24 protein-coding genes are annotated in these 19,015 nt (G+C 71.1%); 16 read left to right on the plus strand and 8 right to left on the minus strand.

What is annotated here, in order from left to right; genetic code table 11:
* The first annotated feature begins 116 nt into the window (after positions 1-116).
* The 4 genes from pdhA (at position 117) to CRP55_RS37495 (ending at position 3,918) form a co-directional block, all read left to right on the plus strand.
* The gene (gene pdhA, locus CRP55_RS37480; RefSeq protein WP_097326742.1) at positions 117-1,169 is read left to right on the plus strand and encodes a pyruvate dehydrogenase (acetyl-transferring) E1 component subunit alpha; all 1,053 of its coding nucleotides are present in this window, start codon (positions 117-119) and stop codon (positions 1,167-1,169) included.
* Positions 1,166-2,161, plus strand: a complete 996-nt coding sequence (locus tag CRP55_RS37485; protein ID WP_097326743.1) for an alpha-ketoacid dehydrogenase subunit beta — start codon at positions 1,166-1,168, stop codon at positions 2,159-2,161. Before pdhA ends, CRP55_RS37485 begins: the two co-directional genes overlap by 4 nt.
* On the plus strand, positions 2,158-3,393 hold the full coding sequence (locus tag CRP55_RS37490; RefSeq protein WP_097326744.1) for a dihydrolipoamide acetyltransferase family protein: 1,236 nt from the start codon (positions 2,158-2,160) through the stop codon (positions 3,391-3,393). Before CRP55_RS37485 ends, CRP55_RS37490 begins: the two co-directional genes overlap by 4 nt.
* An 84-nt stretch (positions 3,394-3,477) precedes the next feature.
* On the plus strand, positions 3,478-3,918 hold the full coding sequence (locus CRP55_RS37495; RefSeq protein WP_179855493.1) for an RDD family protein: 441 nt from the start codon (positions 3,478-3,480) through the stop codon (positions 3,916-3,918).
* Here the strand turns inward: CRP55_RS37495 and CRP55_RS37500 are convergent.
* Entirely contained in the window at positions 3,915-4,928 is a 1,014-nt protein-coding gene (locus tag CRP55_RS37500; RefSeq protein WP_097326746.1) for a helix-turn-helix transcriptional regulator, read from the minus strand. The genes CRP55_RS37495 and CRP55_RS37500 overlap by 4 nt on opposite strands.
* Positions 4,929-4,991: 63 nt before the next feature.
* Between CRP55_RS37500 and CRP55_RS37505 the strand changes: the two genes are divergently transcribed.
* Positions 4,992-6,422, plus strand: a complete 1,431-nt coding sequence (locus tag CRP55_RS37505; protein ID WP_097326849.1) for an MFS transporter — start codon at positions 4,992-4,994, stop codon at positions 6,420-6,422.
* A 22-nt stretch (positions 6,423-6,444) separates the two neighbouring features.
* On the opposite strand, the gene CRP55_RS37510 is transcribed toward CRP55_RS37505, so the two are convergent.
* Together CRP55_RS37510 and CRP55_RS37515 are read right to left on the minus strand one after the other, a co-directional pair.
* Positions 6,445-6,831: a DoxX family protein gene (locus tag CRP55_RS37510; protein ID WP_097326747.1), complete on the minus strand. Its 387-nt coding sequence runs from the start codon at positions 6,829-6,831 to the stop codon at positions 6,445-6,447.
* A 10-nt stretch (positions 6,832-6,841) separates the two neighbouring features.
* Complete coding sequence (locus tag CRP55_RS37515; protein ID WP_097326748.1) at positions 6,842-7,669, minus strand: aldo/keto reductase; 828 nt, start codon at positions 7,667-7,669, stop codon at positions 6,842-6,844.
* Positions 7,670-7,757: 88 nt separating this feature from the next.
* Between CRP55_RS37515 and CRP55_RS37520 the strand changes: the two genes are divergently transcribed.
* Together CRP55_RS37520 and CRP55_RS53500 are read left to right on the plus strand one after the other, a co-directional pair.
* On the plus strand, positions 7,758-8,195 hold the full coding sequence (locus CRP55_RS37520) for a MarR family winged helix-turn-helix transcriptional regulator (RefSeq protein WP_097326749.1): 438 nt from the start codon (positions 7,758-7,760) through the stop codon (positions 8,193-8,195).
* 27 nt (positions 8,196-8,222) lie between these two features.
* Positions 8,223-8,372, plus strand: a complete 150-nt coding sequence (locus tag CRP55_RS53500) for a hypothetical protein (RefSeq protein ID WP_179855494.1) — start codon at positions 8,223-8,225, stop codon at positions 8,370-8,372.
* Positions 8,373-8,379: 7 nt separating this feature from the next.
* Here CRP55_RS53500 and CRP55_RS37525 read toward each other — a convergent pair whose 3' ends face one another.
* The 4 genes from CRP55_RS37525 to CRP55_RS37540 form a co-directional block, all read right to left on the minus strand.
* The gene (locus CRP55_RS37525) at positions 8,380-9,279 is read right to left on the minus strand and encodes a LysR family transcriptional regulator (RefSeq protein ID WP_097326850.1); all 900 of its coding nucleotides are present in this window, start codon (positions 9,277-9,279) and stop codon (positions 8,380-8,382) included.
* Positions 9,280-9,427: 148 nt separating this feature from the next.
* On the minus strand, positions 9,428-10,378 hold the full coding sequence (locus CRP55_RS55865; RefSeq protein ID WP_143235198.1) for a tetratricopeptide repeat-containing protein: 951 nt from the start codon (positions 10,376-10,378) through the stop codon (positions 9,428-9,430).
* Positions 10,379-10,463: 85 nt separating this feature from the next.
* Complete coding sequence (locus CRP55_RS37535; RefSeq protein WP_179855496.1) at positions 10,464-11,129, minus strand: carboxypeptidase-like regulatory domain-containing protein; 666 nt, start codon at positions 11,127-11,129, stop codon at positions 10,464-10,466.
* Positions 11,130-11,182: 53 nt separating this feature from the next.
* Complete coding sequence (locus CRP55_RS37540) at positions 11,183-12,130, minus strand: helix-turn-helix transcriptional regulator (RefSeq protein ID WP_097326752.1); 948 nt, start codon at positions 12,128-12,130, stop codon at positions 11,183-11,185.
* Positions 12,131-12,192: 62 nt separating this feature from the next.
* Here CRP55_RS37540 and CRP55_RS37545 point away from each other — a divergent pair, with 62 nt between their 5' ends.
* From CRP55_RS37545 to CRP55_RS37585, 9 genes are all read left to right on the plus strand, one after another.
* Complete coding sequence (locus CRP55_RS37545) at positions 12,193-12,744, plus strand: DinB family protein (RefSeq protein ID WP_097326753.1); 552 nt, start codon at positions 12,193-12,195, stop codon at positions 12,742-12,744.
* The gene (locus CRP55_RS37550; protein ID WP_097326754.1) at positions 12,741-13,202 is read left to right on the plus strand and encodes a VOC family protein; all 462 of its coding nucleotides are present in this window, start codon (positions 12,741-12,743) and stop codon (positions 13,200-13,202) included. The genes CRP55_RS37545 and CRP55_RS37550 overlap by 4 nt, the downstream gene beginning before the upstream one ends.
* A gap of 94 nt (positions 13,203-13,296) precedes the next feature.
* Complete coding sequence (paaK, locus tag CRP55_RS37555; RefSeq protein WP_097326755.1) at positions 13,297-14,571, plus strand: phenylacetate--CoA ligase PaaK; 1,275 nt, start codon at positions 13,297-13,299, stop codon at positions 14,569-14,571.
* Entirely contained in the window at positions 14,572-14,859 is a 288-nt protein-coding gene (locus CRP55_RS37560; protein WP_097326756.1) for an antibiotic biosynthesis monooxygenase, read from the plus strand. It abuts the gene before it with no gap.
* Positions 14,856-15,533: a hypothetical protein gene (locus CRP55_RS37565; protein WP_097326757.1), complete on the plus strand. Its 678-nt coding sequence runs from the start codon at positions 14,856-14,858 to the stop codon at positions 15,531-15,533. Before CRP55_RS37560 ends, CRP55_RS37565 begins: the two co-directional genes overlap by 4 nt.
* The gene (locus CRP55_RS53505) at positions 15,530-16,138 is read left to right on the plus strand and encodes a hypothetical protein (protein WP_097326758.1); all 609 of its coding nucleotides are present in this window, start codon (positions 15,530-15,532) and stop codon (positions 16,136-16,138) included. Before CRP55_RS37565 ends, CRP55_RS53505 begins: the two co-directional genes overlap by 4 nt.
* Entirely contained in the window at positions 16,135-17,181 is a 1,047-nt protein-coding gene (locus tag CRP55_RS37575) for an amidohydrolase family protein (RefSeq protein WP_097326759.1), read from the plus strand. The genes CRP55_RS53505 and CRP55_RS37575 overlap by 4 nt, the downstream gene beginning before the upstream one ends.
* A 55-nt stretch (positions 17,182-17,236) precedes the next feature.
* Positions 17,237-17,518, plus strand: coding sequence for a hypothetical protein (locus tag CRP55_RS37580; protein ID WP_143235201.1), 282 nt, complete (start codon positions 17,237-17,239; stop codon positions 17,516-17,518).
* Between the two features lie 65 nt (positions 17,519-17,583).
* Positions 17,584-18,366, plus strand: a complete 783-nt coding sequence (locus CRP55_RS37585) for a hypothetical protein (RefSeq protein WP_143235203.1) — start codon at positions 17,584-17,586, stop codon at positions 18,364-18,366.
* Here CRP55_RS37585 and CRP55_RS37590 read toward each other — a convergent pair.
* A complete protein-coding gene (locus CRP55_RS37590; RefSeq protein ID WP_097326762.1) occupies positions 18,348-19,013 on the minus strand; it encodes a LysM peptidoglycan-binding domain-containing protein in 666 nt (221 codons plus the stop codon). The genes CRP55_RS37585 and CRP55_RS37590 overlap by 19 nt on opposite strands.
* Positions 19,014-19,015: the final 2 nt, after the last annotated feature.

Here is a 19,015-nt window from a genome sequence, read left to right on the forward strand (position 1 = left end):
GATCCACTAGGCGCTCGGCGGAGACATTTGGCTCTCGGTAGGCCCGTCCGAGCGTACATCTTCTTGGTTTTCACCCGATAGTGGAAACCAATTGGCAAGGGGCGAAGCATGTCTACATGACAGGTGACGCACACCACCTTCTCCCCTCGGCCTCGCCCGTGACGCTGATCGGCGTCGACGGCCGGGCCGTACGAGACGCATTGCCGGACGACGCGGCGCTGATGAGGGCCCTACAGGGCCTGATCACCGCGCGCCGGCTCAACGAGCAGGCGTACGCCCTGGTCCGTCAGGGCCGGCTGGCGGTCTATCCGTCGTCGCACGGGCAGGAGGCCTGCCAGGTCGCGGCGGCCCAGGTGCTCGACGACGGCGACTGGCTGTTCCCGACCTACCGGGACACGGCGGCCATCGCCGAGCGCGGTGTCGACCCGGTCGAGGCGCTCAGCCTGCTCAAGGGCGACTGGCACTGCGGCTACGACCCGTACGAGCACAAGGTCGCCCCGCACACGACGCCGCTCGCCACCCAGCTGCCGCACGCGGTCGGGGTCGCGCACGCCGCCCGCCTCAAGGGCGAGCCGACCGTCGTGATGGCCCTCTGCGGCGACGGCGGCACGAGCGAGGGCGACTTCCACGAGGCGCTCAACTTCGCGGCCGTCCTCAAGGCGCCGGTGGTCTTCTTCCTGCAGAACAACGAGTACGCCATCAGCGTGCCCCTGTCCCGCCAGACCGCCGCGCCTTCGCTGGCCCACAAGGGCATCGGCTACGGCATCAAGGGCGAGCGCGTCGACGGCAACGACGTCGCCGCCGTCCTGGCCGTGCTGAAGGACGCGGTGGACCGGGCGCGGGCCGGCGAGGGGCCGCAGCTCGTGGAGGCGCACACCTACCGGATGCAGGCGCACACCAACGCGGACGACGCGACGCGCTACCGCACCGACGACGAGGTGGCCGCGTGGGTCGACCGCGACCCGATCGTCCGCCTGGAGAAGCACCTGCGGGACCGCGATCTGCTGACCGACTCTCTGCTTTCCGAGATGCGCGAGGCGGCGGAGAAGAAGGCGGCGAGCATGCGCGACGGCATCAACCGCGACATCGCGCCGAACCCTTCGGACCTTTTCGCTTACGTGTACGCCACCCCGACCACCCAACTGCAGGAGCAGGGGGCCCAGGCATGACCGTCCACGAGAAGCTCTCGATGGGGCAGGCGCTCAACCGGGCGCTGCGCGACGCGATGGCCGCCGACCCGTCCGTGGTCGTCTTCGGCGAGGACGTGGGCCCGCTCGGCGGTGTCTTCCGCATCACCGACGGCCTGACCGCCGAGTTCGGCGAGGACCGCTGCTTCGACACCCCGCTGGCCGAGTCGGGCATCGTCGGCGTCGCCGTCGGCATGGCGATGAACGGGATGCGCCCGGTCGTCGAGATGCAGTTCGACGCGTTCGCCTACCCGGCGTTCGAGCAGATCGTCAGCCACGTCGCGAAGATGCGCAACCGCACCCGCGGCAAGGTCTCGCTTCCGATGGTGATCCGCGTGCCGTACGCGGGCGGCATCGGCGGTGTGGAGCACCACTGCGATTCGTCGGAGGCGTACTACGCGCACACGCCGGGTCTGCACGTGGTCGCCCCGGCCACCCCGTCCGACGCGTACGACCTCCTGCGGGAGGCGATCGCCTCGCCCGACCCGGTCGTCTTCCTGGAGCCCAAGAAGCTCTATTGGAGCAAGGAGGAGGTCGAGCTCTCCGGTCGCCCGCGGGCGTCGGCGATCGGCCGCGCGGTCGTACGCCGGGAGGGCACCGACGCGACCCTGATCGCCTACGGGCCGTCGGTGCCGGTCGCGCTGGAGGCGGCCGAGGTGGCCGACCGCGAGGGCCGCAGCCTCCAGGTGGTGGACCTGCGGTCGATCGTGCCGTTCGACGACGAGACGGTGTGCGCGGCGGTCCGCTCGACCGGGCGCGCGGTGGTGGTGGCCGAGGCGAGCGGCTTCGCCAGCGTCTCCTCCGAGATCGCGGCCCGGGTGACGGAGCGCTGCTTCCATTCGCTGGCCGCGCCGATCCGCCGGGTCACCGGATACGACATCCCCTATCCGCCGCCGAAGCTGGAGCACATCCACCTGCCCAATGTGGAGCGTGTGCTGGAAGCGGTGGACGACCTGCAGTGGGAGGACTCGTGACCGACCAGGTGTTCCTGCTGCCCGATCTCGGTGAGGGCCTCACCGAGGCCGAGGTGGTGCGCTGGCTGGTGAACGAGGGCGACACGGTCACCGTCGACCAGCCGGTGGTCGAGGTGGAGACGGCCAAGTCGCTGGTCGAGGTGCCGACGCCGTTCGCGGGCCGGGTCGCGGTGCGGCACGCGCCCGAGGGCTCCGTGCTGGAGGTCGGCAAACCGCTGCTGACGGTGGGTGCGGTCGCCGCACCGTCGCCGGCCGAGACCTACCGCGAGGAGGAGCGCGCGGGCTCCGGAGCTGTACTCATCGGCTACGGGACGAGCGCCGCACCGGCCGCTTCGACCCGCCGCCGCCGTCCCCCGCGCACGGCCGCGGTCGCCCACCCGCCGGCGCCGGCCGCTCCCCCGAAGGTGCCGCTCGTGGTGTCGCCCTTGGTGCGCCGTCTCGCCCGCGAGGGCGGTCTCGACCTGCGCACGGTCGCCGGCAGCGGGCCGGGCGGCCTGATCGTCCGGGCCGACGTGGAGAAGGCACTGACCAAGGCGACGGTTGCCGAATCGGTCGCTACGCCCGGCGAGCAGCGGATTCCGCTGAGCGGCTTCCGCAAGGCGGTGTCGGCGGCACTGACCCGCAGCCGGTCCGAGATCCCCGAGGCGACGGTGTGGGTCGACGTCGACGCCACCCCGCTCTGGGAGTTGAGGGAGAGCGTGCGGCCCGGTCCGGGCATCCTCGCCTACATCGCCCGGTTCGTGGTGGCCGCGCTGAAGCAGTACCCGGTGCTCAACTCGCGGCTCGACACCGAACGGCAGGAGATCGTCCAGTACGACCGGATCGACCTCGGCATCGCCGTTCAAGGCTCACGCGGGCTCGTCGTGCCGGCGGTGACCGACGCCGGGGCGCTGACCACCACGCGGCTCGACGAGGAGATCCGCAAGGTCACGGCAAGCGCCCGGGAAGGCAACGCCGGATCCCCGGCCGGGACGTTCACGCTGAACAACTACGGCGGCTTCAACGTGGACGGCAGCGCCGCCATCATCAACCACCCGCAGGTCGCGATCCTCGGCTTCGGCCGCATCATCGACCGCCCGTGGGTGGTCGGCGGCGAGCTGTGCGTCCGGAAGATCACGCAGATGAGCTTCGTCTTCGACCACCGCGTCTGCGACGGCGGCACCGCCGCCGGCTTCATGCGCGCGGTCGCCGACGCCATCGAGAACCCGGCCGCCGCGATCGCCCGGCTCTGACCGGCCGCCGAGCGGGGGCGGGCCGAGTGACCCGCCCCTCTTCGCGGTTGATCGCCACCCGGCGGCCCTGTGAGGATGGCTTCCATGGCTTATGTATCGGGGGGACCGGACGTTCGCGTGACCGGCCGGCGGGTGGTCGCGACCATCATCGACGGCATCGTGCTCAGCGTGATCGGCAACATTCTGGCGGCGCTGTTCGACTTCGACGTCGTCGTCAACGACCGTGATCTGACCCGCCTCGCGACCGGCGGGAATCTGCTGCTCTTCCTGGTCGCGGCGCTCTACTACGTGCTGATGGAGGGCTATCTCGGCCGTACCGTCGGCAAGATGGCGACCGGGATCCGGGTGATCGACGGGGAGAGCGGCCGCACCCCGCCGGGCGCGGGCAAGGCGATCCTGCGCACGATCTTCCGCATCATCGACGGCCTCTTCGGCTACCTGGTCGCCTTCATCGTCGTGCTGTCGTCCCCGCGCCGCCGCCGCATCGGTGACATCGTGGCCCGCACCCAGGTCGTCCGCGGCTAGTTTTCGTCTGTCAAGAACTGAGTCGCGGTTTCGAGTCGTTCGCTGATCCGGGCCATCGCGGACCGCAGCTCGGCCGGCTCGACGTCGCTCAGGTCGCTGTCGAAGGTGATGAGCAGGCCCGCGATCCCGGCCCAGGACCAGCCGCCGATGGTGAGCCGGCTGCGGTGGTCGCCGACGGGCTCGACGACCGAGCCGCCCGGGGCCCAGCGAGCGGCCACCCGGGCGGGCAGGTCGAGGACGGCCGAGCCGACGCACTGCCACCGGCCGGGAGTGTCACCGCGGTCCGGGTTCTGCACGACCAGGCGGGTCAGGTCGTCGCGGGTGAGTGGCTGCGGCGTGAACACCGCCCCGCCGCCGGGGGTGTGCGGGCGGACGCGGTCGACCCGGTAGGTGCGCCAGTCCCGGTCGCGGTGGTCGCGGGCGATCAGGTACCAGCGCCCGGCCCAGACGACCAGGTGATGCGGCTCGACGTCCCTGGGCGGGCGGAAATCGGGCCGGCCGGGGCCGCTGAGGGAGCCGTCGGGGTCGAGGTAGTCGAAACGCAACACCCGGGCGGTACGGATCGCGGCGCCGACCGTCCGCAGCGTGACCACGTCGACCGGCGGGGCGGAGAACTCCCAGTAGTTGCGCAGCGAGGTGACCTCGAAGGCCTCGCTCGCCGCGCGCAGCCGGGCCGGCATGACCTGGCGCAGCGTGGTGAGCGCCCGGGCCACGGCGTCGTCGATGCCGGCCACCGTCGCCGGTGCGGTCTGCAACGCCAGCGCGATCGCGATCGCCTGGTCGTCGTCGAGCACGAGAGCGGGCAACCGGCCGCCGGCGCCCAGCCGGTAACCGCCGCCCGCCCCCATCACGGCGTTCACCGGATAGCCCAGCTCGCGCAGGGTGTCGACATCACGCCGCAGGGTCCGGGCCGACACGTCGAGCCGGGCGGCGAGCTCGGCGCCGCGCCACTCGACGCGTGCCTCGAGCAGGGACAGCAGGCGCAGGATCCGCGCGGAGGTGTCGGCCATGGAATCCACAATTTCAGACGTGGCGGTCAGTCGGTGACCGCCATGGTTGCCACGCTGCCCGTCATGAGCACTCACACTTCCCCGGCCGGGACGGCCGTGTCCGGTCCGCCGTCCGTCGACGGCCGGCGGGCTTCGATCGCCCTGCTGGTCGTCCTGTTCGCCTCCTTCATGGACCTGCTCGACGTCACCATCGTCACCGTCGCCGCCTCCGGCATCGCCGCCGACCTGGGCGCCGGCGAGGCACAACTGCAGTGGACGGTGGCCGCGTACACCCTGGCCCTCGGATCCGGCCTGATCACCGGCGGGCGCGTCGGCGACGCGTACGGTCGCCGCCGGGTCTTCCTGGTCGCACTGGCCTGCTTCGCTGTCGCCTCCGCGGCCTGCGCGCTGGCCCCGACGGCCGGGGCGCTGATCGTTCTGCGAGCGGTGCAGGGCCTGGCCGGCGGGTTCATGGTTCCCCAGGTCTTCGGGATCATCCGGTCCTCGTTCGCGCCGGCCGCCATGGCCAAGGCGTTCGGGGCCTACGGCGCGGTGCAGGGCCTGGCCGCCGTCGCCGGCCCGCTGCTCGGGGGCGCCCTGGTCGACGCGGACCTGTGGGGCCTCGGCTGGCGCACGGTCTTCTGGATCAACATCCCCGTCGCGGTGGCCGCCCTGGTCCTGGGAATCCGGGTGCTGCCCGAGTCGACCGCGCCGGAGCGGGCGCGCCTGGACGTCGCCGGCGCGGCGCTGTCCGCGGGCGCGGTGGTGCTGGTGCTGCTGCCGCTGGTCCAGGGGCGGGACTGGGGCTGGCCCTGGTGGGGGTGGGTTCTGCTGGTGGCCGGTCTGAGTCTGCTCGCCGGCTTCGTGGCGTACGAGCGGCGCGTGGCGAACCGGGGCGGGCAGCCGATCCTGGATCCGGCGCTGCTGACCGTACGCCCGTTCACCGCCGGGCTGGCCGCGTCGGTGCTCTTCTTCGGCGCGCTGGCGTCGTTCTTCCTGGTCCTGTCGATCTATCTGCAGTCGGAGACCGGCCGCTCGGCGTGGCAGACCGGGCTGGTGATCCTGCCGTACGCGATCGGTTCGATGCTCACCTCCGGCGCCGGGGTGGCCCTCGCGGCCAAGGCCGGCCGGGCTCTGCTGGTCACCGGCTCTCTGATGCTCGCCGCTTCTCAGGGTTTGTTGTGGCTGCTGGTCCGCGACGGCGGCACACCCGGCTACTGGCCTCTGGCCGGGGCACTGTTCCTCGGCGGGCTGGGGCTCGGGCTGGCCGCCCCGATCCTCGTCACCGTCGTGCTCGCCGGCGTGCCCGGTCGCCAGGCCGGCGCCGCCGGCGGGGTGCTGTCCACCGTCACCCAGATCGGCGGGGCAGCCGGTGTCGCGGTGCTCGGCGCCGTCTTCTTCAGCGCCCCGGACGGTCTCGCTCGGGTCATGCCCTGGCAGGTGGCCGCCTACCTGCTGGCCGCTCTCGTGATGCTCGCCCTGCCCCGCACCGCCGCCGCTCCCGGCCCGGGCTGACCCCGCCGGGAGCGGACGGCAGTCAGCTCTTGCGGGTGGCGGCGAGGGCCCAGGCGACCAGCGCCGGCTGGCCGAGCAGGCGCAGCGCCCGTTTGCGGTCGGTGTCGAGGCCGAAGCCGTCCTTGTGCTCGGTGTACTGGGCGATGTTGCCGGGGAAGACGCCCACGAAGAAGGCCGCGGCCAGCCGGCCCAGCCGGGAGCGGGCCGGCTGCTTCCAGGTGGACAGCAGCGCGGCCCCCAGCCCGAGCTCGACCAGGCCGGAGGCCAGCACGACGAAGTCGGGGTCCAGGGGCACCCAGGACGGCACCTGGGCCTGGAACTCCTCGCGCTGGGTCGTCAGATGGCCGGTGCCGGCGGTCAGCAGCACCAGGCCGAGGGCGGCCTGGCCGAGATTGCGTGTCTTCGACATGCGGGCTCTCTTACCCGTTGAAGCTCGCGGGATGCGGTCCGGTGCGGCCGTCGTCCTCGAGGGCGTCGATGGCGGCCAGCTCGGTGGGCGTCAGGTCGAAGCCGAACACGTCGAGGTTGGCGGCGATGCGGGCCGGCGTGACCGACTTCGGGATGACCACGCGGCCCTGCTGGAGGTGCCAGCGGAGAACGACCTGGGCCGGGGTGACGCCGTGCTCGCGGGCGGCCGCCACGACGGGGCCGGCGCCGAGCACGGCGCCCTGGGCGAGCGGGCTCCAGGCCTCGGTGACGATGCCGTGGGCGGTGTTCGCGGCGACCGTTTCCCGGTTCTGCAGGGCCGGGTGGAGCTCGATCTGGTTGACCGACGGCGCGGCGCCGCCGAGGGCGGCGACGCGGTCGAGGTGCTCGGGCAGGAAGTTGGAGACGCCGATGGAGCGGGTCAGCTTCTCCGCGCGCAGCTCCTGAAGGGTCTCCCACGTCTGCAGGTAGGCGTCGGTGGCGGGGGCCGGCCAGTGGATGAGGTAGAGGTCGACCTGGTCGAGACCCAGGGCGTCGAGGCTCCGGCGCAGGGCATCGCGTGTGGGCGTACGGCCGAAATCGGAGATCCACAGCTTGGTCGTGACGAAAAGGTCGTCGCGGAGCAGGCCGGAGGCCGCGATCGCGCGGCCGACGCCGTCCTCGTTACCGTAGGCCGAGGCCGTGTCGATGCTGCGGTAGCCCGCCTCGAGGGCGGTGGAGACCGCGGCCTGCGTCTCGGCGCCGGGCACCTGGAAGACGCCGAAGCCGAGCTGCGGGATGGTCACGCCGTCGTTGAGCGTGACGGCGGGGATGGCGGTCATTGTTTCTCCCTGCAATATGCGGCGTATGCAACTAACCGATAGTTGCACGCGCGTTCTACCGGCGCAAGGCGGTGTAAGGTTGGTCGCCATGGGGATCAGCAACGACGCGGTCGAGATCCGCGCGCAGGGGTGGCGGCGGCTGGCGGCCCTGCACGGCCTCATCGAGACGGCTCTCGAAAAGGCGCTGCAGAGCGAGCACAAGCTCTCGGTCGTCGAATACACGGTCCTCGACGCGCTCAGCCGCCAGGACGGCTGGCACATGCGCATGCAGCAGCTGGCCCGCGCGGCCGCCCTGTCCAGCAGCGCCACCACCCGGTTGGTGACGCGCCTGGAGGACCGCGGCCTGCTGACCCGCATCCTGTGCGCCGACGACCGGCGCGGCATCTACACCGAGCTCACCGCGGCCGGGCAGCGGCTGCTGTCCGAGGCGCGCCCCACGCACGACCGCGTGCTGGAGCAGTCGCTGGCCGAGGCCGGAAAGATTCCCGAGCTGGAGAGCCTGGCCGCGAGCCTGCACCAGGTTTGAGCGGCGGCCGGCGGGTATCCGATGGCCATGAGCGATCAGAGGAACGAACGGGACGCGGTGGAACAGGGTGACGGCGCTCCGGCGAAGAAGGAGTCGCCCGAGCGCGCCGGCACCGAGGACCGGCCCGACCTGAAGGAGCACGGCAAGGCCGACGCGGCCAAGGGCACCGACGCCTGACGGCCCCTCACGAGGATGATTTTGACGAGGCCAGGCCCCGGATCAGCTCGATCGTGCGGCTGAGATGGGGCTCGGCCCGGTCGGCCCGGTGGGCCAGCGCGAGGTCGACGGCGGCGGCCGGGCGAACCAGCGGGCGATAGACGACACCGTCGAGGGCCAGGGCCGTCACCGGCTCGGGCACGACGGCCAGGCCGAGGCCACCCGCCACCAGCGTGATGAGGGTGGAGGTCTCACCGACCTCGTGGCGGACCCGGGGCTCGATGCCGGCGGCGCGGAACAGGGCCAGCACCACGCCGTACATCACCGAGCGGCGATCGGCGGAATGGACGATCAGCGGCGCCTCGCGCAGATCGGTGACGCGCACCTGCTTGCGCTGGGTCAGCGCGTGCGTGGCCGGCAGCGCGACGACGAGACGATCGCGGCGCAGCGGGGTGACGGACAGGGACTCCCCGGCCACCGGCGGGCGCAGCAGCGCCAGGTCGATCTCGCCCGAGCGCAGCGCCTCGACCTGATCGGGCGCGAGCATCTCGCCCCGGAACGAGAAGTCGACGCCGGGCAGCTCGACCGCGAGGTGGCGGGAGAGCGCGGGCAGCAGGCTGTACGTCACCGAGCCGACGCAGCCGATGGTCAGATGGCCGACCGCACCCGCGGCGACCCGGCGCGCCTCCTGCCCGGCCTCCTCGACATCGGACAGGATTGCTTTCGTACGCGTCAGATAGGCCCGCCCGGCCTCGGTGAGCTCGACGCGGCGGGTCGTCCGGTGCAGCAACTCGACGCCGAGCTCGGCCTCGAGGCGGCGGATCGCCTGTGACAGCGGGGGTTGCGCTATGTGCAGCCGCGCGGCGGCGCGCCCGAAGTGGCGTTCCTCGGCCACGACCAGGAAGTACCGCAGGTGCCGCAGCTCCACGTTTGAGACCTCACGCATATCAATCGTGAAAGAGCTTGATACTTCAAGGTATCAACTCGCCGAAATACCGTGGCCTCATGGACACCGACGAGGCTGTGGCCGCCTTGATCCGGCAGGGCGCGAGCGACCGTGAGCAACGCGCCTGACCTCACGGCAGCTCGGCCTCGTCGAGCACGTCGTCGTCCGCGGCCACCGGATAACGAGGCACCAGGGCCAGCGCCTCCTCGTCCCGTCCGGCCACCGCGTACGCCACGATGAGGTGGCCACGCAGGAACGCCACGTCGCGGTCGTCCGGGCCGAGCACGGCATAGGCGCGCGCCAGCAGGCTCTCGTCGGGCGGAGAGTCACTGGCAAGACCGACCAGAGTGCGCAGGGTGTCGGGATGGTCGGCGCCCAGCAGCCGCTCCTGGTCGGCCGCGAGCTCCCAGGTCAGGCGCGCCGCCTCGGCCGGCCCGTCCAGCCGCCGGACACAACGAGCGTGCCTCTCCCGGGCGGCGACGGTGTCCGGGTGCACCGCCCCCAGCTCGCGGGTCCGCGCGGCGACGATGCGCTCGCAGGAGGCAGCGGCCAGTTCGTACTGGGCCCGGGACTCCTCCTCGCGCCCGTAGCTGTGGCTCACCGCGCCCAGTCGCATCCGGGCGTGCACGGTCGGCCGCGAGGCGACCACCTCGCGCCAGCCGTGCAGAATCCGCTCCCGCAGCTCGGCCCGCCGGGCCCCGGACGCCCAGAATTCGAGGCGGGACAACGTCTCCAGGGTGGACGGGTCGGCCCGGCCGAGGATCCTCTCCCGTGCCGCCGCGATGGCCTCCAGTTCGGCGATGAGACGCGGCGAACCCTCGGCGCCCCAGCGCACCAGGGCCAGTTCCTCACGGACTTCGAGCGTCTCGGGGCTCTCCGGTCCGAGCGTGCGGGTCCTGCTCTCGACCGCCTTGGCCAGCTCGGCCGCGGCCGCCTCCTCCCACGGCGTCTGCTCCGCGTCCGCGTACTCCGGCGTCGACCGGTAGGCCTCGGCCAGCGTGATGCGGCCTTCGATCGTACGAGGGTGGTCCGGCCCGAGGGCCCGCTCCCACTCGGCGACGGCGGCTTGGAGCTCTCGCACGCGAGTGACCTGGCTGCGGCGCACGGACCGGAGAATACACACGATCCGCCCCGGTGCGACCGGGGCGGATCGTCGAGGGTGACTGTTACGGGGCCAGGAGCGAGTCGCTGACCGTGGTGACCCGGCCGAGCTCGAGGGTGGCCACGTCGGCCTCCTCGTAGGACGCGGCCTGGTGGGCCCACTGCTGCCGGCCGTCGGCCGCGTGGAACTGCACCTTGACCGAGCCGGGAGCCAGCTTGTCGAAGCGGTAGTAGCCGTTGGCGTCGGTCGTCACGCGCAGCCCGAACGCGTTCTCGGTGTTGACGAAGTCGACCGACGCGCCGGCCACGGCGGCGCCGTTCTCGTCGGTCAGGCGGCCGGTCAGGGTGGCCGGCTTGAAGAGGCGCTCGCTGACGCGCAGCGTGCGGCCCTCACGAACCGTGTAGACCTTGGCCTGCTCGTAGCTCAGCGCCCGCGGCGAGTACTGCTGGAGGTGGCCGTTGGTGAAGCTGACGACGTACGAGTCGCCGGCCGGCACCTCGATGGAGTAGCGGCCGTCGGCGGCCGTCGTGGTCGTGAACGGGCGGGCGATGGAGACGTCGTCGACGGTGACCTTGATGCCGGCGGCCGGGCGGCCGACCGGGGTGACGACGCGGCCGGTGATGGTGCCGTTGTCCACATCGGCCTCGGCGGCCTGGGCCGGCGCGGCGAGGGCGGTGGTGGCGACGAAGGCGGCGGCGAGGGTGGCGGTGATGACTTTACGACGGTGCATTTTTCTGTTCTCCCCGTGAAGAAGTGGTGTGCGGAGAACGCTATGCGGCGAGATCAGCGAGCGGGATCGATCTCTCCCGCGGGTGGCACGAATCCGGTAGCTGCGAGCATCCGGGTGGCCACCAAGTGACATCTGGCCGACAGTTCCGGCGGTCCCAGCACCTCGAATTCATGTCCCAGCAGGACTACGTGCATCAGAATGAAATCCAGGTTGTCGGCCCCGGTGACCACTTCGGACTTTCCGTCGTCGCGGTCGTGGACGATGGCCGCCGAGGGCGGGACCGCCGCCCGGACAACGGATGCCGGGGCGTGCACCAGGAACCGCCCTTGGTATTTGTAGACCCGGCTTGTCACTCCTTCTTGGACATACGTGGCCGCGTCCGGCGCGGGGCGGGGCTGGAAGCGCCAGGTGCGCGCGGCCACCTCGCTCATCCGGTCGACGCGGAAGGTGCGCCAGTCGTCGCGGTCGAGGTCGTACGCGAACAGGTACCACCGCTTGTCCGAGGCGACCAGGCGGTAGGGCTCGACGCGCCGCGGCCCGGAGGAGTACGTGAAGTCGACCAGCACCTGGTCGCGGCAGGCGCGGGCCAGCGTCATCAGCTCGGCCGGGTCGCCGAAGGACCGCTCGCGCCCGAACGACGAGACCGAGCCGGACAGCGCCTTCACCGACTGGCGCAGCCGGGCCGGCAGCACCTGGTCGAGCTTCGACAGCGCCCGCAGCCCGGCCTCCCCGCCCACCCCGGCCAGCAGCGAGACCGCGGTCGCGATGGCCTCCTCGTCGTCGAGCAGCAGCGGCGGCAGCGCCTGCCCGGGGCCGAGCTGGTAGCCGCCGCCGACGCCCTGGCCGGCGTTCACCGGATAGCCGAGGGTGCGCAGCCGGTCGACGTCGCGCCGGACCGTGCGGGGCGTGACGCCGAGCCGCTCGGCCAGCTCGGGACCGGTCCAGACGCGGCGCTGCTGCAGCAGGCCCAGGAGCGTGAGCACCCGCTCGGTCGTGTCCATGTCCTTCAGCTTGTCAGAGATAGCGGACCGATCCTGTCCGCCTTCGATGGCAGGGTGAGGACATGGACCTCAACCAGGCACTTCGCGAGCAATGGGAATGGCACTGGAAGCACCAGGTCGGGCCGCGCCTGGACGGGCTCACCGACGACGAGTACTTCTGGGAGCCGGTGAAGGACTGCTGGAACGTGCGGCCGCGCGGCACCTCGACCGCGCCGATGGCGGCCGGCGGAAACGACTTCACCATCGACTTCGCGTTTCCCGAGCCGTCGCCGCCGCCCGTCACGACCATCTCCTGGCAGCTCGGGCACGTGATCGTCGGGGTGCTGGCGATGCGCAACGCGTCCCATTTCGGTGCGCCGGCCGCCGCGTACGAGACCTGGAGTTATGCCGGAAACGCGGCCGACGCTCGCCGGCAGCTGGACGAGCAGCTGGCGGTCTGGCTGGACGGTGTTGCCAAGGCCGACCTGGAAATCCCCGTGGGCGAGAAAGAGCCGTTCCCGGAAGCGACGATGGCCGAGCTGGTCCTGCACATCAACCGTGAGCTGATCCATCATCTGTCCGAGGTCTGCCTGCTGCGCGACCTGTACCTGCACTCGAACGGAGCGAAGCTGTGAGCAAGGAATTCCAGGTCACCTTCGACGCGCGCGACCCGAAGGCGCTGTCCACCTTCTGGCGGGACGTGCTGGGATACGTACACCCTGGTCCGCCCGGTGTTGATCTGCCTGAGGGGTCCGATCCCCTCGCGGCCTGGGACGAGTTCCTGGAGAAGAACAACGTGCCGGTCGAGCGGCGCAACGCGGCGTCGGCGATCGAGGATCCCGAGGGGAAGCGTCCGCGCGTGTTCTTCCAGCAGGTGCCCGAGGACAAGGTGGCCAAGAACCGCGTTCACCTGGACGTTCGCACTGCGCCCGGTCTTCAGGGCGACGAGCGGATGGCGGCGCTGGAGGCCGAGCACGACCGGCTGGTGGCGCTCGGGGCCAAGCGGCTGCGGCGCGAGGAGCCCGCTCCCCCGCTGAGCTTCGGGTTCATCGTGATGGCCGACCCCGAGGGCAACGAGTTCTGCCTGGACTGACCCGTCTTGTGCGGTTGTGCGTAAAGAGCCTCCCAAGTTGCGAACCTCGTTACGCGGGGATTACGTGAATGGAGCACCTGACGGGAGGCTCCTGATGACGGTCGACGACGCCGAGCGGCTGAGCGTGGACGAACTGCGCGATCTACAGCTGAAACGGCTCCAGTGGACGCTGCGGCACGCGTACGAGAACGTGCCGCACTACCGGCGGGCGTTCGACGCGGCCGGCGTCCACCCGGACGACTGCCGCGCCCTGGCCGACCTGGCGAGGTTTCCCACCACGAGCAAGGCCGACCTGCGCGACAACTATCCGTTCGGCATGTTCGCCGTCCCCGGCGACCAGGTGCGGCGCATCCACGCGTCGTCGGGGACGACGGGCAAGCCCACGGTGGTCGGCTACACCGAGCGCGACCTCGAGACCTGGTCGACGGTGATGGCCCGCTCGTTGCGGGCGGCCGGCGCTCGCCCCGGCGATCGGCTCCACAACGCGTACGGCTACGGGCTTTTCACCGGCGGCCTGGGCGCGCATTACGGCGCCGAGAAGCTGGGCTGCACGGTCATCCCGGTGTCGGGCGGCATGACGCCGCGGCAGGTGCAGCTCATCACCGACTTCCAGCCGCGGGTCATCATGGTGACGCCGTCGTACATGCTCACCGTCATCGACGAATTCGAGAAGCAGGGCCTCGACCCGCGCAAGTCCAGCCTCGAGATCGGCATCTTCGGTGCCGAGCCGTGGACCGAGCAGATGCGCCTCGAGATGGAGGAGCGGGCCGGCATCCACGCCGTCGACATCTACGGCCTGTCCGAGGTCATCGGGCCCGGCGTCGCCCAGGAATGCGTGGAGACCAAGGACGGCCTGCACATCTGGGAGGACCACTTCTACCCCGAGATCCTCGACCCGGTGACCGGCGAGCCGGCCGAGGAGGGCGAGTTGGTGTTCACCTCCCTGACCAAGGAGGCGATGCCCATCATCCGCTATCGCACCCGCGATCTGACCCGGCTGATGCCCGGCACCGCGCGCCCCACCATGCGCCGGATGCAGAAGATCACCGGTCGCTCGGACGACATGATCATCCTGCGAGGGGTGAACCTCTTTCCGACCCAGATCGAGGAAATCATTTTGCGTACGCCCGGACTCGCCCCCCACTTCCAGCTGGTGCTCACCAAGCGCGGCCGCATGGACCACCTCGCCGTGCAGGTGGAAGCCCGCCCCGACTGCCCCGGCGAGCGGCGCGACGCCGCCGCGGCCGAGGTTTCCCAGACGGTCAAGGACACCGTCGGCACCAGCGTCGAGGTGGTCGTCGTCGAGCCCGAGACCCTCGCCCGCTCCGCCGGAAAGATCCAGCGGCTGGTCGACCACAGGGAGCGCTGAATGGCGGTATTCCGCATCCTCGAGGCCACCGCGCGGCCCGGCGCCGTGGCCCGCCTGTCCGACCTCGTGGTCCGGCAGGAACAGGACATCGTGGCCCGGGCGCCCGGCATTGTCTTCGTCCAGTCGCTGCGCAGCGGTGACCGGGTGATGGCGGTGTCGAGCTGGGCCAGCGTCGAGGACATGCAGCGCTACCTCGACCGGCCCGAGACCGGCGACTTCTACCGGGCGCTGCCGGAGCTGCTCATGGGTGTGCCCAGCGTGCGCACCTACGAGGTGATCAGCCCATGAGCTGGTACTACCCGAAGGGCTGGACCGACTCCGGCGACGGGGTCGAACAGGTCCTCATCCATTACGCGGCAACGCCTCCCGGCCAATGGCCGGACTGGAGCTGGGGCCACGAGGCGCGGGTGCTCCAGGACCTCGGCGGGTTTCCGCGGCAGCGGCTGAAGGTGCTGCGGATGCCGCGCTCGGTCTGGGACATGGAGAACAACCGGTCCACATCGGAGTACCGCTTCCACTACTACTTCGAGGTGTTCCAGGGCGGCCACCGCTGGACCACCGACCTGTTCTCCGAGGACATCGTCTACCGCGACCTCGTCTACACCGACGAGAACGGCTGGATCACCAACATCTGCATCTACTGGTCGGTGGGCGACTGGGTCGCGCCGGTCTACAGCCCCATGGAGGACCCGCGCATCCCCGCGGACAGTGAGTTCCAGGCGAGGAACTATTACACGTACGACGACAAGGACCGTTTCCACCACGAGAAATACCAGATGTTGTACGGGCTGGACCTCCCGCACCGCTTCCAGTCGCGGATGTGGGGGCCCCGCGGGGCGACCCTCGTGCAGCAGTACCACGTCGGGCGCATGTATCCGCCGGAGGAGAAGAACGAGACGTGGCTGGGGCCGGACGGTGCGTCGGCGCCGGGAGGGGGCAACTGTTGGTACCACCACCTGTGAGCGTCTTCGGCCTGCGCAAGAACTGGACCGACCCCGGGCCGGGCATCTCGCTGGTCCAGGCGCACTACGTCTGCTCACCCACGGGCGCGCCGCCCGACTGGGCCGGGGCCGAGCAGGTCGTGCTGGCCGTCGAGCAATGGCCCGCACGGACGGCGGTCTTCGAGATTCCACGGACGGTCGACGGGTCGGCGGAGTTCTCGCTGCACCACTTCTTCTTCGTGGTGGGCACGAACGACCGTACGACCTCTCCGGTCTTCACCGAGGACATCGTCGCGCGCGAGGTCGTGTTCGACGACGCCGCCGGGACGTACACCTCGGTGGGTTTCGTCTGGAGCACGGTGGAGGCGCCGGTGCCCAACTACACGAGCGGGGCGATGGACGGTTTGCCGTTCGAGTCACCGGGTACGGCGCCTTCCGAGGGTGACGTCTACGAGTTCGTGCGCGCGCAGCCGCTGCCGCACGTGTTCCGGGGGATGGTGTGGGGCGTGCGCGGAACCACCATTCGCTACGGCTATCACCTGCTGCGGCAAGGGTTGCCGGACCCGGCCTCGAACGACGAGCGCTGGGACGACAACGGCGGTCACGGCTGGACCATCTCCCTGTGAGGCGCTATGACCGGCCGTTCCGGTGGGCCGGCCGGGGCTTGATCCGCTACACCGGGCCTCTGTCCTTTCCGGTGCTTCATTACGGGTACGACGGCTGGTCCGCCCCGCAGGACCTGCCCATGCAGCGCGACGACGCCGGTTGGGTCGCCGCGATCCCCACGGCCGGGCGCCATGTCGTCGACTGCGTGGTGCGCTCGGCGCGCTCGCAGGAGTGCGACAACAACGACGGGGCCGACTACCGGCTCTGGATCGGGCTCGACCCGGTCGACGCGCACACGCACGTCCGCGCGCCCGGCGGCGGCACGCTGGGCTTCGACAGCCTGCGCACGGCCGCCTTCTCCGGCGGCATGACGCACGCGCTGGTCTCGTGGACCGACAACGACCTGGTCGAGATCGTGGCCGAGGCGACGCCGTGGCTCACCCCGCTCGTCTGGGTGCGCCCCGGCGGTCCCGATCCGGCCGATGTCCGGCGCCGGCTCGCCGCCGGCGGCGCCGGTCTCAAGCTCCATCCGGCGTACGACGGATATCCGGCCGACACTCCGGGGCTGGATCCGTATCTGCGAGTGGCGCAGGAGGCCGGGGTGCCGGTGACGGTGCACAGCGCGCCCGGCCCGGCCGATCCCGACCTGATCCGGCGCCTGGCCGAGCGGTTCCCGGCGGTGCGGTTCGTGCTCTACCACACCTATCTGGGGCCACCGGAGGGCCGCAAGCGCGCGCTGCGGCATGCCGCGGCGCTGCCCAACCTCTACCTGGAGACGTCCTGGTGCCGGTCGGCCGAGGCCGAGCGGCTGCTCGACGAGCTCGGGCCGGACCGGGTGCTCTTCGGGTCGGACGCGGCCACCGACGGGCCGGACCACTACGTCCGGCGTCCGCCGAACATCGAGATGACGGAGAACTACAACACCGGGTTGCTACGGCTGGCTCAGCGGCTTGCACCTGACGTCTTCCGGGCGTTCATCTCCGGAAACGCGCGCAAGCTGTTCTCGCTCCCGCCCGCCTACCCGCAACGACGTCGGCGTCTTTTCCGGCGGCCGTCACTCTGACGTGGCGGTGTGGCGCGCCGGGCAAGATCTCCCATGAGTCGCTATGTTGGTACGCATGACGACGGCCGACGCACGCAGGATGCTCCTGCTGCGTTCGTTGCTGTCCATTCTGCTGTTCGTGTTGCTGGCGCAGGTCGCCACGCCGCAGCGGTCGTCCGCCGCTTCACCGCCCCGGGCCGCTGTTTCCTCCTCCGCCGTTCCTGAGTCCTCGTCGCCGGAAGAGTCCGGCGAGGACGCGGAGTTCGAGCAGGCGCCGCTTGACCGCGCCACCGTCCTCAGTACGCAGTTCACCGCGGGTGTCCGCGGTTCTCGCGCGCCTCCGGCCGCGTCCCTCTGATCACTTCTCAGTGATCGCAGCCCTGTTGCGAAGAGTGGACGTGCCGACTGGACGGATTGACCATCATGAATGTTGTAGCGGAAATGCTCGTTTCCTCGCCGGCGCCGGCGGCCATCTGGGCCACGCTGATGCTGCTCACCCTGCCGGCCCTGCTCCTGCTGGGCAGCCCGCAGGCGATGCGCCACCCGCGGAGGGCGGCGCAGGAGACCGTCGCGGCGCTGCGGGCGCACACGGTGGCCAAGCAGCAGAAGGCGACGGAAGCGGCCCGGGCGGCCCAGTTCGCCTCGGAGATCGAGGTGGCGGCCTCGCGGGCGGCGGCGAGCGCGGCCCGCTGGCAGGAGGTCTGGGAGCAGGCGTCGGCCGCGGTGAACACGGCGTACGACGCGTGGCTGGAGGCGGACGCCCGGGTCCGGACGGCGGCCTCGGCGGCGGCGTGGGGCACGCCGTGGTCGGTGCGGACCTGCGAGGAGTACGCGGCCCGGGAGCGCTTCCTGCACCAGGCGGTCTCGGCGGCGGTCAGCCGCGGTGAGCTGCCCGCGTCGGCGATGGCCGACGTGATCGCCGGCGCCAACGGCTGGGACGCCCGGCTCCACCCGGTCGACCAGGAGCTGGTGATCGCGCGGGCCTCAGCCGCGTGGCTGCGGCAGCGCTACGAGCTGGCGGTCGAGGCCGAGGCCACGGCCTGGCACGACGCCTCGCTGGCCCAGCGCGCCGCGAGCAGCCTGCGCGAGGAATCGCAGGCGGCCGCGGTGCTGGCGGCGGCCCCGGCCCCGGTGCGGGGGAACACCGAGGTCCGGGCACACCGCCGGGTCGTTTTCGGCGAGCTCGCTCAGATCGCGATGCGCTGACCCGGGAAGATCAGGTTCGGGTCGTCGATGATGCTCTTGTTGAGCTCGGCGAGCCGCTCCCAGCCACCGTCGATCTGGTAGCGGTTGGCGATCTTGGCCAGGGTGTCGCCGGCCCGGACGACGTAGAAGTCACCGGTCGTCTTCGTCGTCGACTTGTGGGTCGTCGTGGTGCTCTTGGTCGTCGACTTGTGCGTGGTCGTCGACTTCTTCGAGCTGGTCGACTTCTTGGCGGTCGACTTGTGGCTGCTCGACGACTTCTTCTCCGAGGCGCCGCTGGTGTTGGTGCCCTTGTAGCTCTTCGACGAGCCGGCCTTCTTGCCGCAGACCGGCCAGGCGCCGATGCCCTGACCGTCGAGGACCTTCTCGGCGATCGCGATCTGCTCGCTGCGGCTCGCCTTGTTGGCCGTGCTGGCGTACTTGCCGCCGCCGTAGGCCTTCCAGGTGCTCTTGGTGAACTGGAGGCCGCCGTAGAAGCCGTTGCCGGTGTTGATGCTCCAGTTGCCGCCGGACTCGCACTGGGCGACGGCGTCCCAGTTGACGCTGCTCGCGGCCTGGGCGGGCTGGGCCGCGCCGAAGAGGGCGAACGCTCCGGCCACGCCGGCGGTGGTCAGGCCGAGCGCGACGGTGTGCTTACGGGTTTGTGCCATGG

This window comes from Paractinoplanes atraurantiacus (genome assembly GCF_900215205.1).
In the GTDB taxonomy this organism is placed as follows: domain Bacteria; phylum Actinomycetota; class Actinomycetes; order Mycobacteriales; family Micromonosporaceae; genus Actinoplanes; species Actinoplanes atraurantiacus.

Excerpts from the sequence above, each read along its gene's own strand:
- pdhA (WP_097326742.1), top strand. The coding sequence starts at position 117 with ATGACAGGTGACGCACACCACCTTCTCCCCTCGGCCTCGCCCGTGACG.
- CRP55_RS37485 (WP_097326743.1), top strand. The coding sequence starts at position 1,166 with ATGACCGTCCACGAGAAGCTCTCGATGGGGCAGGCGCTCAACCGGGCG.
- CRP55_RS37495 (WP_179855493.1), top strand. The coding sequence starts at position 3,478 with ATGGCTTATGTATCGGGGGGACCGGACGTTCGCGTGACCGGCCGGCGG.
- CRP55_RS37500 (WP_097326746.1), bottom strand. The coding sequence starts at position 4,928 with ATGGCCGACACCTCCGCGCGGATCCTGCGCCTGCTGTCCCTGCTCGAG.
- CRP55_RS37505 (WP_097326849.1), top strand. The coding sequence starts at position 4,992 with ATGAGCACTCACACTTCCCCGGCCGGGACGGCCGTGTCCGGTCCGCCG.
- CRP55_RS37510 (WP_097326747.1), bottom strand. The coding sequence starts at position 6,831 with ATGTCGAAGACACGCAATCTCGGCCAGGCCGCCCTCGGCCTGGTGCTG.
- CRP55_RS37515 (WP_097326748.1), bottom strand. The coding sequence starts at position 7,669 with ATGACCGCCATCCCCGCCGTCACGCTCAACGACGGCGTGACCATCCCG.
- CRP55_RS37520 (WP_097326749.1), top strand. The coding sequence starts at position 7,758 with ATGGGGATCAGCAACGACGCGGTCGAGATCCGCGCGCAGGGGTGGCGG.
- CRP55_RS53500 (WP_179855494.1), top strand. The coding sequence starts at position 8,223 with ATGAGCGATCAGAGGAACGAACGGGACGCGGTGGAACAGGGTGACGGC.
- CRP55_RS37535 (WP_179855496.1), bottom strand. The coding sequence starts at position 11,129 with ATGCACCGTCGTAAAGTCATCACCGCCACCCTCGCCGCCGCCTTCGTC.
- CRP55_RS37540 (WP_097326752.1), bottom strand. The coding sequence starts at position 12,130 with ATGGACACGACCGAGCGGGTGCTCACGCTCCTGGGCCTGCTGCAGCAG.
- CRP55_RS37545 (WP_097326753.1), top strand. The coding sequence starts at position 12,193 with ATGGACCTCAACCAGGCACTTCGCGAGCAATGGGAATGGCACTGGAAG.
- paaK (WP_097326755.1), top strand. The coding sequence starts at position 13,297 with ATGACGGTCGACGACGCCGAGCGGCTGAGCGTGGACGAACTGCGCGAT.
- CRP55_RS37560 (WP_097326756.1), top strand. The coding sequence starts at position 14,572 with ATGGCGGTATTCCGCATCCTCGAGGCCACCGCGCGGCCCGGCGCCGTG.
- CRP55_RS37565 (WP_097326757.1), top strand. The coding sequence starts at position 14,856 with ATGAGCTGGTACTACCCGAAGGGCTGGACCGACTCCGGCGACGGGGTC.
- CRP55_RS37580 (WP_143235201.1), top strand. The coding sequence starts at position 17,237 with ATGACGACGGCCGACGCACGCAGGATGCTCCTGCTGCGTTCGTTGCTG.
- CRP55_RS37585 (WP_143235203.1), top strand. The coding sequence starts at position 17,584 with ATGAATGTTGTAGCGGAAATGCTCGTTTCCTCGCCGGCGCCGGCGGCC.
- CRP55_RS37590 (WP_097326762.1), bottom strand. The coding sequence starts at position 19,013 with ATGGCACAAACCCGTAAGCACACCGTCGCGCTCGGCCTGACCACCGCC.